Annotated in this window: 14 protein-coding genes and 1 pseudogene; 8 read left to right on the top strand and 7 right to left on the bottom strand. The window is 60.0% G+C overall.

The window, feature by feature from the left end:
- Positions 1–19: 19 nt before the first annotated feature.
- Positions 20–766 (bottom strand): hypothetical protein, encoded by a 747-nt coding sequence (locus ACQ4WO_RS26725; RefSeq protein WP_436483938.1) that lies wholly within the window; start codon positions 764–766, stop codon positions 20–22.
- 325 nt (positions 767–1091) lie between these two features.
- A complete protein-coding gene (locus ACQ4WO_RS26730; RefSeq protein ID WP_436483939.1) occupies positions 1092–1748 on the bottom strand; it encodes a hypothetical protein in 657 nt (218 codons plus the stop codon).
- A gap of 171 nt (positions 1749–1919) precedes the next feature.
- Between ACQ4WO_RS26730 and ACQ4WO_RS28120 the strand changes: the two are divergent.
- From ACQ4WO_RS28120 to ACQ4WO_RS26750, 3 genes and pseudogenes are all read left to right on the top strand, one after another.
- A pseudogene (locus tag ACQ4WO_RS28120) lies at positions 1920–2384 on the top strand (immunity protein RhsI2 family protein).
- 98 nt (positions 2385–2482) lie between these two features.
- Complete coding sequence (locus ACQ4WO_RS26745) at positions 2483–2686, top strand: DUF3079 domain-containing protein (protein ID WP_436483942.1); 204 nt, start codon at positions 2483–2485, stop codon at positions 2684–2686.
- A 64-nt stretch (positions 2687–2750) separates the two neighbouring features.
- Positions 2751–3245 (top strand): prolyl-tRNA synthetase associated domain-containing protein, encoded by a 495-nt coding sequence (locus tag ACQ4WO_RS26750; protein ID WP_436483943.1) that lies wholly within the window; start codon positions 2751–2753, stop codon positions 3243–3245.
- Positions 3246–3254: 9 nt separating this feature from the next.
- Here ACQ4WO_RS26750 and ACQ4WO_RS26755 read toward each other — a convergent pair whose 3' ends face one another.
- Complete coding sequence (locus tag ACQ4WO_RS26755) at positions 3255–4490, bottom strand: MFS transporter (RefSeq protein WP_436483990.1); 1236 nt, start codon at positions 4488–4490, stop codon at positions 3255–3257.
- Positions 4491–4635: 145 nt separating this feature from the next.
- Here ACQ4WO_RS26755 and ACQ4WO_RS26760 point away from each other — a divergent pair, with 145 nt between their 5' ends.
- Entirely contained in the window at positions 4636–5253 is a 618-nt protein-coding gene (locus tag ACQ4WO_RS26760; protein WP_436483944.1) for a TetR/AcrR family transcriptional regulator, read from the top strand.
- Here the strand turns inward: ACQ4WO_RS26760 and ACQ4WO_RS26765 are convergent.
- On the bottom strand, positions 5250–5720 hold the full coding sequence (locus tag ACQ4WO_RS26765; protein WP_436483945.1) for a GNAT family N-acetyltransferase: 471 nt from the start codon (positions 5718–5720) through the stop codon (positions 5250–5252). The two genes, ACQ4WO_RS26760 and ACQ4WO_RS26765, sit on opposite strands and share 4 nt — an antisense overlap.
- Positions 5721–5764: 44 nt before the next feature.
- Positions 5765–6424 carry an XAC2610-related protein gene (locus tag ACQ4WO_RS26770; RefSeq protein WP_436483946.1) on the bottom strand — a complete coding sequence of 220 codons (660 nt, stop codon included), beginning with the start codon at positions 6422–6424 and terminating at the stop codon, positions 5765–5767.
- A gap of 164 nt (positions 6425–6588) precedes the next feature.
- Between ACQ4WO_RS26770 and ACQ4WO_RS26775 the strand changes: the two genes are divergently transcribed.
- Positions 6589–7245 carry a tetratricopeptide repeat protein gene (locus tag ACQ4WO_RS26775; RefSeq protein WP_436483947.1) on the top strand — a complete coding sequence of 219 codons (657 nt, stop codon included), beginning with the start codon at positions 6589–6591 and terminating at the stop codon, positions 7243–7245.
- Here ACQ4WO_RS26775 and ACQ4WO_RS26780 read toward each other — a convergent pair.
- The gene (locus ACQ4WO_RS26780; RefSeq protein ID WP_436483948.1) at positions 7232–8296 is read right to left on the bottom strand and encodes a ribonuclease Z; all 1065 of its coding nucleotides are present in this window, start codon (positions 8294–8296) and stop codon (positions 7232–7234) included. The two genes, ACQ4WO_RS26775 and ACQ4WO_RS26780, sit on opposite strands and share 14 nt — an antisense overlap.
- A 112-nt stretch (positions 8297–8408) precedes the next feature.
- Here ACQ4WO_RS26780 and ACQ4WO_RS26785 point away from each other — a divergent pair, with 112 nt between their 5' ends.
- On the top strand, positions 8409–8789 hold the full coding sequence (locus ACQ4WO_RS26785) for a hypothetical protein (RefSeq protein WP_436483949.1): 381 nt from the start codon (positions 8409–8411) through the stop codon (positions 8787–8789).
- 108 nt (positions 8790–8897) lie between these two features.
- The gene (gene msbA, locus ACQ4WO_RS26790; RefSeq protein WP_436483950.1) at positions 8898–10733 is read left to right on the top strand and encodes a lipid A export permease/ATP-binding protein MsbA; all 1836 of its coding nucleotides are present in this window, start codon (positions 8898–8900) and stop codon (positions 10731–10733) included.
- Here the strand turns inward: msbA and ACQ4WO_RS26795 are convergent.
- Positions 10730–11137, bottom strand: coding sequence for a hypothetical protein (locus ACQ4WO_RS26795; protein WP_436483951.1), 408 nt, complete (start codon positions 11135–11137; stop codon positions 10730–10732). The genes msbA and ACQ4WO_RS26795 overlap by 4 nt on opposite strands.
- Before the next feature lie 77 nt (positions 11138–11214).
- On the opposite strand from ACQ4WO_RS26795, the gene ACQ4WO_RS26800 reads away from it, so the two are divergent.
- Complete coding sequence (locus tag ACQ4WO_RS26800) at positions 11215–12369, top strand: toxin-antitoxin system YwqK family antitoxin (protein WP_436483952.1); 1155 nt, start codon at positions 11215–11217, stop codon at positions 12367–12369.
- Positions 12370–12415 lie beyond the last annotated feature (46 nt).

Genomic DNA, 12415 nt, shown 5'->3' on the forward strand with positions numbered 1-12415 from the left:
ATTTCCCTCCCTCACAAAATCAAGCCACTTCACCCCGTCTATACACAAACTCCTGACGGCGAATGCCCTGCGTAACAAAATCCGCATCCGGCGGTATTGTTTCCCAGAAAAACACATGTTTAAAAATGGGTATTTTGTTGAATTTTTTCGAGCGGAATATCCATCTGTTTTTCGTGAAATCGCTGTAGCGGTCGCCCTTGAACTGCTTGTGCACAGTGGTGAAGGGAAGCAACCTTTCTGCAATATCCGGGAAGGAATAATCGGGATGCTTATCCTTGAATTTCTCAAAAATTTCAAATTGATCTCTGCAGATAACTTGAATGGCCGTCTCTGGAAAACGATAGCGCGGCGACCACAGGACGTTCCAGCCTGATTCGATTTCATTGATGAAATTGACCAGGCGCGGCGTCATGATATAGGCGTCCGATTCGATATGGATGATTTTATCCGCGCCTAATTCATTTGCCACCTTGACTGAGTGGAGAAAGCTGCGCCACCAGCCAGGGTAGTCGGCCCCGCTTTGCCGTCCCAGGTTATTATCGAAGCGAATGATGAGGTTTTTGTCGCCATTCGAAGCCAGCGGGGTGCTATCGGAAACTGTATTGATAATGTCGGCAGGTGGAAGAAATGGCGATCCATCATCGATCATTATATTCTTTACTGCATTGATTGGAATATCTTGGTAGTAATCGAGCCACCGTTGATACCGGCTTTCCCATGACGGGGCATCTTTAATAAAGCTGGTGCAGAATATAATGGCTTTCATTTGCTAAGCACATTCCTTGTGTTTGAAAAATCCAGGTTACTCATGATCTGATCATTAAAATTTTTAGCTATTTTAACAGAGTGCAGGTGCTCAAATAACTGAACGTTCATGCCGGCGAGGCAGCCGCTGGCATCATGGAGCCTTGGTGCGCGCTCCTGGCGACTTCATTCGATGATTGCCGTCCATACGGGCACTTGCTGCACGCGGCACAAACGTTCAAGCATCAGCGTCAAGTCGTGAGGGAGATCAAGAAAGCTTTCACAGCGGACAATACATCTGTCCATACCCCAAGCCTGCCTTCATCCGGCGCCGCTTGCGTGCTGCCTTATGCACACTCCTTGGCCCAATCGGCTTTCTGATGCTTCTTGCGGCACGCTACGCGTTCCTCTTCTTTTGTGAAGGAAAATTCAACGGAGTTAACCTCTTTCTGATCATCCGATAAATTGAGATAAATACCGCGTTTCGTCCACGCGGCATAGGGCCGCATGTTAGCGTCGCTGAAACCCGATTCGTCGGGTTTCCCATATTTGGCAATATAGCGTTGCAGCGGAATGGATGCGTCCGGCACCCAGCGCATATTGTTTATCTTTAAACTGTTATCGGTAGTTTCATTTGCCGATTTAGTCCAATACTCGAAAGTGAATACATCCTTTCTCGTGATCGTGCCTAGGGGAGAAGCTTCTATTTTCTCACTTGTCTTTTCAAGCATTTTTCGGTAAAAAGGCCGCATGTCGGAAAACACCAAGTATAACTTGCCGGGAAAGCCCGGGCCTGACAGTCGATAGAAACCGTCCGACTCCGTTACCCATGCGGCTTCGACGGATTCAATGGTTGCAGCGGGAAATTGTGCCTTGACGCTGCCCAAGGTTTGTCCGGCGGTGATGTCTTGAAAGCCTTCGGCGGACACTCCGGTGCAAGCGAGTGTGAAGGAAAACAGCACTAGTGTGCGCAAGGTTTTCGAGCGCAAGAGCAGGCCGGACAATATTTTTGATAACATAGTTATTTGATCAATGAGAGTGTTGGTTGATATGAGTACTTGTTATGATTGGCAATATTATAAAGTGCTGGCATTCCCTGAGCGCCGTTCATCCAGCCGAGATTTTCAATCTTATATAAGCTATGTTAATTCTCGTCCTCGGTAAAATGCAGCTCAATGAAACCTGTCTATACCCTCGCCAAAGCCCTGGCACAAGACCCGGCCCGCATCGTCAAAATGCAATTCCTCACCCTCGACATCACTAGGCCGTACATGGGCTTGAAAGGCAGCCACGGCCTGTTCGCCTCCGACGAGTGATGGGAAAGCATCAAAGCCGGCCGGATCACGACCCGAACGGTGACGGGCAGGATCGAACGCACGTATTTCGCGGGCCAGGATAGCCGGCGTGGGGATCAAGTCAACAGCTTTACCTTGCGCCTGGAGGATGGCTCGACACTCGACGAGAGCATCTACACGCACAGCAAGCACGACATCAAGCTGTTCGTGCCTGGCGCCATGGTGACGATGGTGTATGCGCTGGATGAACTCAAGGCGCGGCCAGCCGCGGAAGGCAAGGCCAATGTGGCGCGTATCGTGCTGGAAGGGGACTGTGTCTTGCCGCCACACCCGCCATCTGCATAGAATTGACCTCGGACAAATTCCTCACTGGAATTCATTTGACCACGTCCCGCGCCGGGTCTAGAGTCAATAAGGAGACTTCAACCGACTGCGTCCTTCCCATGGCCAAGCCCTTTCCCCTGAATCCCAAGAACCCCGAGCGCATCTGTTGGGGCTGCGACAAGTATTGTCCGCCGGACGCCATGCGTTGTGGCAATGGTTCCGAGCGCACGCAGCATCCGATCGAGCTGTTTGGGGAAGGCTGGAATGACTGGGGGCTGGCGGCGGCCGACAAGGCTGACAAGGAGCCGGAGAATAAGCCTTGAGGGCAATCCCCGCCACGCATTGACCCGCTACAATTCCTCATCGCGTCCGAGCTGAGGAATCACCATGCAAGAAACCCTGTCCCGCTGGCTGGAAAGCAATGCCGCCGATTGCCCAGTCGTCGAGCACCCGGCCGTGCATACCATCAATGAAGCACTGATTCACGTGCCAGCCATGCCCGGCTTGATGGTGAAAAACCTGTTCGTGCGCGACGAGAAGGGGCGCCGGCATTTTCTCGTCATCGTGCCTTTCGATAAGCGCGTCGGCCTGGCGGCGCTGGGACGTTTGCTGCCGGCGAGCAAGCTGAGCATGGCTTCGCCCGAACGCCTGCTGCAGCACTTGGGTATTACGCCGGGGTCCGTCAGCCTGTTTGCGCTGATACACGACAGCGCCCAGGCGGTGGAACTGGTGCTGGACCAGGCTGTGTGGGACGCGGATTCAGTGCAAGCTCATCCGCTGCGCAACACGGCCACGGTGGCGCTGTCGCATGCCGCCTTCGTCGATTTCCTTGTGCATACAGGCCACGTGCCCCGCATTCTGAGCGTACCGGCGGCTGATTAGAGCGTCTTTTTAATGGCCGGTCACGGGCGCGCCGCCGCTGCGCCGTCCGGGCCGAAAGCCATGTTCGCGGGCCGACCAGGCGATCACGAATGCCAACAGCAGCAAGCTGACCATCGCCCACGGGAAAGCGTTCGCGCCCCAGGTTTCCAGCAGGGCGCCGCCCACCGCGCCCGCTGCCGCAATCGCCCCATTCCACGCCACCACATTCATCGACAAGGCCACGTCGGCGCCGCTGCCGGCCGTGTCCGCCAGCGCTGTTTGTAAAAGCGTTGCCGCGCCGCCAAAGCTCAGTCCCCAGATGGCCATGCCCAGGTAGATCACAAAGGGGATGTGCGACGCAAGGCCCAGCACGAAGGCCGTCGCGGCGAACACGGCCAGACTGGCCAGCACGGTGGCGCGCAGGTGGCGCTCGACCAGTTTGCCTGTGATCCAGATGCCGGCCATGGCGGCGGCGCCGAAGACGAGCAGCACCAAGTCGACTCGCTCTGTCAGTCCTGCCGGGGCCACAAACGGGGCGATGTAGGTGTAGAGAATGTTGTGGGCCAGCATCCAGGCGATCACGACGACCAGCACGGGGCGCACGCCCGGCGTCGTGAAGACGCGGCGCAGGGGCAGGCGCTCATGGATGGACTGGCCCGGGTAGTCGGGCACCTTCACCAGCACCCAGGCGATCAGGATCAATGTCAGCGCGGAAATGATCCAGAACGCGGCGCGCCAGCCGACGAGCGAGCCGAGCAAGGTGCCCAGCGGTACGCCCAGGGATAGGGCGACGGGCGCGCCCACCATGGCCAGCGCCAGTGCGCGGCCTTGCTGATGCGGCGCCACCATCCGGCGCGCGTAGCCGGCGAGCAAGCTCCACGCCAGCCCGGCCGCCATGCCGGCAAAGAAACGGGCCGCCAGGGTCAGCCAGTAGTGGGACGACAGGGCCGTGATGGTGTTGAACACGAGAAAGCCGATGATGGTCAGCAACAGCACGTTGCGGCGGCGCCAGCCGCGCGTGGCGATAGTGAGCGGAATGGCCGCCAGCAGGGAGCCGAGCGCATAGGCCGTGACCATTTGCCCGGCCAGCGCGGCACTGATGTTGAGGCCCGCGCTGATTTGCGGCAACAAGCCGGCGGGCAAGGTTTCCGTGACGATGCAGATAAAACCCGTCATGGCCAGGGCCAGGAGGCCGGCAACGGGGAGGCGGTCGGCCAGCGCAGGGCTGGTTCCGGTGATGAGCGTAGCGTGATTCACGGCAAACATCCTTGTAAAGTAATCGGGCGCAGGAATTCCCCGACCGTTATAGCGGTACATATGTATCGATCGGTATAAATATAGGCGATGGCGCGCCGCGTTGTCAATGACTTCTGTATCGAGTAGTATGTAAGTAGATGAAAGGGAGCGATCGATGGCGCAAATGGGACGGCCGCGCACGTTCGACCGGCAGGCAGCGGTCGAACAGGCCATGTATTTATTCTGGCAGCAGGGATATGAGTCGACGTCCTTGAGTCAGCTCAAGGCGAGCCTGGGCGGCGGCATTTCCGCGCCCAGCTTTTATGCGGCATTCGGTTCGAAGGAAGCGCTGTTCCGCGAAGCGGCGCAATGTTATCTGGATACGTTCGCCCGCGTGACGGAATGCTTGTGGGACGATGACTTGGCGCCGCGCGCGGCCATTGAGCAGGCCTTGCGCCAGTCGTCCCGCATGCAGTCCGATGCGGGACATCCGCCCGGCTGCATGGTGGCGCTCGGCTGCATGAGCGCGCCGACGATCGAGCATGCGGCCGTGGCTGCACCGCTGACGGCTTCACGCGCCCGCACGCGCGCCGGCTTTGTGCGCTGCGTGGAGCGGGGTATGGCCAGCGGCGAATTGCCCGCAGATACGGACGCAGCGGCGCTGGCATCCGTCTTCGACAGCTTTTTATCGGGCGTGGCGATCCAGACCCGCGATGGCGTTGGCTACGCCGTGTTTGACGCTGCCATTACGCAGGTGATGCGCGTGTGGGATGCCAACCGCTTGACCGCTTAGGCCGTAAAGCGAAACTCCAGCACATCGTCGCCATATTTGTCCGTGTCGCCCGTCGCCGTCCAGCCCAGGTAACGGTAAAAGCCGTAGGAGCGCGAGGCGGGATCGCTGGAGCAGCCGAGGAACAGCCGTTGATGGCCTTGGGCCCGCAGTTCCGTCATCACCAGTTCCAGCAAGGTCTTGCCGATGCCTAAGCCTTCGAATTCCGGCAGCAGGGCCAGGACGATGATTTCGCCCGTGTCGCGCTCGCCAAAGCAGTAGCCGGCCAGCTGGCCGTCGTGATGGCAGACCTGGCCAGGCAGGCTGCCCGAGCGCATCATTTCCGCCCAGGACTCGGCCGTGATGCCGACTGCCGCCAGGCGTTCCCTGGGTATCGCGTTTTGCCGCGTCTTGCCGCGCAATTCGATGAAGGCTGGCGTGTCTTCCGCCTTGGCGGCATGGAAAGTAATCGATGCTGGATGTGTCGTCATGTATTTACTCGAGGTGTCGTGTCAATTGCGTGGTGGGATAAATATCATTCCCAGGATTTGCGCATGGTTTGCGCATGGCGCTGCCAGTCAACTACATTTGTATTTTCGATGGCTTGCTGGTCAGGATTGCCACTATTGATGATTTCATCTTTGACGATGATCAAGTCGTTTTTTTCATTCGCGCGATATTCCCGATAGCGCTCGCAATCCTGTTCGCGCCGGGCAATGGTGATTAACTTGTTCGCCTGCCATTTATAGCTGTCCTCATAAAAACATTGCGCCGCGCAGCCGCAATTGGGAATGCCGCCTTGGATTCCTTGATCGGCCATGCTGATATTCAGATTCGGAATGGCAGATAATAGCTTGTTGAAACGGTATTGCTTCGCCGGCGCATCCCACAGCCACACATCGGAACAGCGGATGCGCCCCTGGCTATCCGTGTAACCGGTCACCCACAGGTCGGCATGGCCGTCGAAATTCATGTCGACCAGCAGCGCGTGCAAATTGCCCGTGCCGCTGCCGCTGCAACTGCCATTGATCCACTGCTTGCCGATGTTCAGCTGGTAGGTCTGTTTTTCATCGTGATTCGCATAGCGGATATTGGCCGCTTGCCATACTTTGCCTGTCGCGGCTTTGTCCAGGTGCAAGGTGCCGCAATAAGCCGAGGTGGAAAACAGGGATAAAAGCAGAGCAATCAGTTTCATGGCGATATTCTTGGGCGGGTATTGGGGCGCAATGCCCTGATTGCATCAGGCGGAGAACGATCATAACGCATGATTTGGGCAATGCGCTACACCGTTTCCTATCGTGCATTCGGCGCGGCACAGTGCTGTGTACAATGAAAAAAATCCCCGAACAAGGAATTCTGATGACATCCTCTCCCGAATCTTTGAATGAAGCGGGCATCCTCGCTTATAACGACGGTCATCACGCCGAGGCGTTCAGGCAATTCGACGCGGCGGCGCGCACCGGCGATCCGGCCGGCCAGCATTTATTGGCCAGCCTGTATTACCAGGGCCATGGCGTGACGCAAGACTTGCCGAAAGCGGTGGAGCTGTTCACGGCCGCCGCGCAGGCGGGCTTTCCGCCGTCGCTGGCCAACCTGGCCCTGATGTATGCGAGCGGTGATGGCGTCGCGCAAGACATGGCGCAATCGCTGGCTTACGGACGCCAGGCGGCCGAGGCGGGCGATGGTCAGTCGCAATTCAACCTGGCGCAGGCTTACCGCAAGGGCGATGGCGTACCGCAAGACTATGCCGAGGCGGCGTTCTGGTACAAGCAGGCGGCCGAGGCCGGCTCCCTGTCGGCGCAGAATGAATACGGCTTGCTGTACGCGCAAGGGCAGGGCGTGGAGCTCGATTACGTGCAGGCGTATGCGTGGATCGCCATGCCGGCCGAGGCGGGCAGTACGCAATCGATCAAGAACCGCGACCAGTTGCTGGAAATCCTCACGCCCTCACAGCAGCAAGCGGCGCGCGCGCTGGCGGCCGAGTATGCGGCGCAGTACGGTGTCAATCCCCACTAGATTTCTTTACCGGCAGCTTGCTGAGTTCGCCGGCCGCATCGAGCTCATAGCTGTCGAAATCGCGCGCCAGGAACAGCTTGCCTGAGTAATGCAGCCGCGCTTCCGCTTCCAGCTCGGCCATGCCGTCCGCATGGTGATAGCGGGCGCTGAAGTGGGTGAGGATCAGGTTCGGCAGGTGCACCGCTTCGGCGAACTGCGCCACGCGCTGCACGGAACTGTGCGTGGGGCCGGGGCCCACTTTCTGCAGCATCGCTTCCGTGTAAGTGGCTTCATGCACGAGCAATTGCGCACCGGCACAGGCATCCGCCAGCAACGACGGCGTGTCGTTGTCGCCGCCGATCACCACCGTGGCGCGCTGCGTTTCCGTCTGGCGGAAAGCGCCGGCCGCTAGTACCGTGCCATCGTCCAGGATCGCATCCTGGCCCGCCTGCAAGAGTCCCCAGGCGGGGCCGGGCGGCACGCCGGCCGCCAGCAGGGCCGTCTTGTCCAGCTTCCATCTGCTCGTTTCCAGCGCAAAACGATAGCCCACGCTCGGTGCGCGGTGCGACAGCGCGTGGCGCTCGATGGTCAAGCCCGCTGCTTCATGCACGACTGACGCGCTGTCCACGTCGATGTGGATCAGCGGGTACGTCAAAAACAGCTCCGTGTGCAGCAAGGTCGCGTCGATCCACGCCTTGATGGCGTTCGGGGCGATCAGCAGCAGGGGCTTCTTGCGCCCCGTCATCGAGGCGCTGGCCAGCAAGCCCGGCAGACCATAGCTGTGGTCGCCATGCACGTGGGTGATGCAGATGCCGACCAGGTCGTGCACGGACAGGGGGATGCGCTGCAACCGGTGCTGCGTCGCTTCGCCGCAATCGATCATCCACCAGTCGCGGTTGTGCGTGGTTTGCAGGGCCAGCGACGTGACGTTGCGGTAGCGCGTGGGCACGCCGGAAGACGTGCCGAGAAAAGTCAGTTTGAACATGCCCGCATTATGCGGCAGCCGTGCGGGCTTGCCAACGCTGTTGGCCGCAGCCAGCTTGTGGCGCGAGGCAAGGCGGTACCAGCTCAAGCGTACACTTGCTTTTAGTAAACAAATATAGAATGCCTGCATTAAAAGTATGATGCGGAGTCATTTCGGGTCATACTGTAGCTACTATCGAAATCACTTTAAAGGGCAGGACATGATGCGTACACACTATCGGAAAATCGTCGCCGCCTTGGCATTGGCAGCCTGCAGCGCTTCCGCTTCCGCCGTCGGCCTGGGTTTCCTGGCCGATACGCCGATGGCTTACCTGAACAAGAACGACAAACCCGTCTTCGTCAAGGCCGTCACCGACGTGCTCAATGACAAGAAGGATGGCGAAACCGTACAATGGAGCAATGAAGGCTTGCGCAATTCCGTGCGCATCGCCGCGGAAATCACGGCCAGCGATACGGAAAAAACGGATGCGCAAACCTGCCGCAAGGTGCAGGTAGCCTTGAGCGCCAAGGGCCAGGAACAGACGCTCAAGCTGAAGGTCTGCAAGGCCGGCACGGCCGCCTGGAAAGTGGCGAAGAGCTGATCGTCCGTGTTGTTCCCTTGCCGGTTCTGCACCGGCAAGGTGCGACTTTCCTCTAGGTAAGTCAGGCAGCGGTTAGAATCACGCTTTACCCTCACTTTTCTCACCTGCATGCAGCAAAGTCGCCTCCTGTTTTTCCGCCTGGCCGGGCAGTTTCGCCGCTATGGCGCCATCGTTGCCGCCACCTTGCTGGCCGTGGGCGTGGCGTCCGCCACCGATGTGTTGTTAATCCGCCAGTTGCAAAACGTCGTCGACGCCATGCGTACGACGGCCAGCACGCAGGTCGCGCCCGCATCGGGCGTGATGGGCATGTTGCAGGGCTGGGTCGACCGTTTCTTGCCGGCACAGGCGGGGCAGGTGGACTTGTGGGTGATTCCCGCCACCATCCTGGGCCTGGCCGTGCTGCGCATGGTGTCGAGCTTTGCCGGCGATTATGGCTCCGTGTGGCTATCGAGCCGCGTGCAGGCCGATTTGCGCGAAAAAATGTTCGCCACCATCATGCGCCTGCCCAGCCGCTTTTTCGATACCACCACCACCAGTCTGACGCAGTCGCGCGTGGCCTTCGACGCGAGCCAGGTGTCGCAGGCTGGCTTGAACGTGCTCAACGTGATGGTGCGCGATTCCGTCGCCACCGTCGGCTATTTGATCCTGCTGTTCAGCATCGACGTGAAACTGGCCCTGTTCTGCATGGCGTCGATGCCCATCGTGGCCATCGTCGTGACCCTGGCGGGACGCCGCATGCGCCACCTGAGCAAGAGTTCGCAGCAAGCCGTGGGCGAGCTGACGTCCGTGCTGGACGAAAGCATCGCCGGTCAGCGCGTAGTGAAAATCTTCGGCGGGCAAGACTATGAACAGGCGCGTTTCGTCGACGTGGTCAAGCGCAACCGCCAGTTGGCCGTCAAGCATGCGGCTACCTCGGCCATGAATTCCGGCTTCATCATGATGCTCGTCGGTATTACCTTGTCGTCCGTGATCTATTTTGCCATGCTGCGGGCGCAAAGCGGCGCCATCACGCCAGGCGCTTTTGTTGCGTTCATGGGCGCCTTGATGGCCATGCAGTCGCCGATCAAGAATTTGACGAAGATCAATGAACCGCTGCAGCGTGGCCTGGCGGCTGCCGAGTCCGTTTTCGGCCTGATCGACACGCCGCTGGAACCGGACCCGGGCACAGTGGCCCCGGCGGCCGTGCAGGGAAATTTGTCCTTGCAGAATGTGCAGTTCCGCTACAACAGCGACGATCCCGATGCGCCCACTGCCTTGAGCGATATCACGCTCGACATCCGCGCCGGCGAGACGGTGGCCCTGGTGGGCGGTTCCGGCGGCGGCAAGACGACCTTGCTGGGCTTGCTGCCGCGCTTCTATGACGTCAGCGGCGGCCGGATACTGCTCGACGGCATGGAGGTGCGCGACTACGCCTTGCTGGCCCTGCGGCGCCAGTTCGCTCTCGTCAGCCAGGACGTGATTTTGTTCAACGATACGATGGCGGCCAATATCGCGTACGGCGACCCGGCCCCGGACCAGGCCCGCATCGAAGCGTCGGCGCGCGCCGCCTATGCGCACGACTTCATCATGCAACTGCCGCAAGGCTATGCCACGCAGGCGGGCCAGAACGGTTCGCGCCTGTCGGGCGGACAACGCCAGCGCCTGGCCATCGCGCGCGCCCTGTACAAGGACGCGCCGATTCTCTTGCTCGATGAAGCGACCAGCGCGCTGGACACGGAGTCGGAGCGTTCCGTGCAGGCGGCGCTGGAAGTGCTGATGCGCAACCGCACCACCATCGTCATCGCCCACCGTTTGTCCACCATCGAAAGCGCCGACCGCATCGTCGTCATGCAGGGCGGACGGCTGGTGGAATCGGGCAGCCACACGGACTTGCTGCAACAGGGTGGCGCGTATGCGCGCCTGCATGCGAGCCAGTTGTCGCCCGTCAAGGATAGCGCGGCTTAGAAAACGTGAATTTCCTGTAATACCAGCGTGCCGCCCAGCGCCGTTCCATCCACGCGAAACGTGGCGGTGAGATCCGACCAGGCGCCGTTCAGGGGCAGGGAATGGCACGCTTCTGCAATTGCCGCGCCACCAACTTCGCCTGCCGGGCGCTCGACACAGCGCGCGTGCGGCGCACCGCTGGCTTGCGCTGCCGGCGTGACGCGATACACCGTGCCATCCGCATACGGCTCTGGCAAACCATACCCTTCGATCACGGCGCGCAGCAGCGCCGGCGTCCAGCCATAGTAGGCGTCGTGCGCCGTGCGCGCATGGGCGCACGCGTAATCGCCGCGCGCCAGGTCGGCGATCCAGGCGTCGATGGTGTCCAGTATCTGGGTGTCGCTGGGGGCGGCGGGCAAGTGCACGGATTTCTTTCGTGACAGGGGAAAACGTTGCTTTCCATTATGATGGCGCCCGCACAATAACATTGCAACGGAACACAATGCACACACAACAGACGACGCGCGCGGCACAGGCTGCACTGGCGGCCTTGCTGGGCATGGCCCTGGCCCTGCCGCTGGCGGCACAGGAACAGCCGGCGGCGCAGACGCCAACGCCAACGCAAACCCCGGCACCAACGCTACAGGAGGAAGACCAGACCATGTATCTGGATGAAAATTTCATGCCGAGCAACCAGCGCCGCGCCGCCTATGCGCTGCGTATGCCACCCGTGCGCGACGAGGCGCTGAGCGCCTGGCACGTGCGGCTCGAATTTCCCGACACGCCGGGCGTGCTGGCCTTTGAAACCTATGCCACCGACCTGGACTTGAGCCAGGTCAAGTTCGTGCGTTTTCGCAAGTACTACTACGAGAATGGCCAGCTGCTGCGCGAAACCTACTTCAATGCCCAGGGCCAGGAGCTGCTGGGCGGCTGCGTGTATTTCGAGAATGGCCAGGTCAAGCAAAAGGTGACGGCGCTGCCGAACGGGCGCGACAGCATCTCGGAAACGTATCACGAGAATGGCCAGCTGATGAACCGCACCTTGTATCACGGCGACGAGATGGCCGATGGCGAGCACGTGTCGTATGGCGCGAATGGCGCCGTCAGCAGCCGCTCATATCGCCGCAATGGCCAGATGGATGGCGTGGAGGAATCGTTTTATGCCGATGGCAAGCTGCACCGGCGGGGACAGTATGTCAATGGCCAGCGCGAGGGCGAGTTTGTCATGCTTGCCCAGGACGGCAGCGTGCTGGCCAAAACCGTGTGGGTGCACGGCCAGCCCGATGGCTGGTCGTTTGAAAGCCATGGCAATGGCGTCATGTCGAACAAGACGCTGTACCGGAAAGGTGCCGTGCTCAGCTTGCAAACGTGGGGTCCGAACGGCCGGCCCATCTTTGCGTGGCAGAAAGACGCACGGGGGCGCGACCACGGCGATACGACGGATTGGCATGCCAACGGCGTGCGCGCCAGCGTGACCCCGTTTGTCCACGGCCAGCGCCATGGCTTGTTGCAGACCTGGTACAGCGATGGCAGCCTGCAGCAGATCGTGCCGTACGAACACGGCAAGAAGCACGGCATCGAGCGCCGCTGGGACAAGGCCGGCAAGCTGGTGCTGGAACAGGCGTGGCAGGATGGCCAGCCTGTGACAGGCAGTTAGTTCCGCGCCGCCATTGCAGGTATCATGTATGCATTCCGGCCCGCCA

It is taken from the genome of Janthinobacterium aestuarii (assembly GCF_051380835.1).
In the GTDB taxonomy this organism is placed as follows: Bacteria; Pseudomonadota; Gammaproteobacteria; order Burkholderiales; family Burkholderiaceae_D; genus Janthinobacterium; species Janthinobacterium aestuarii.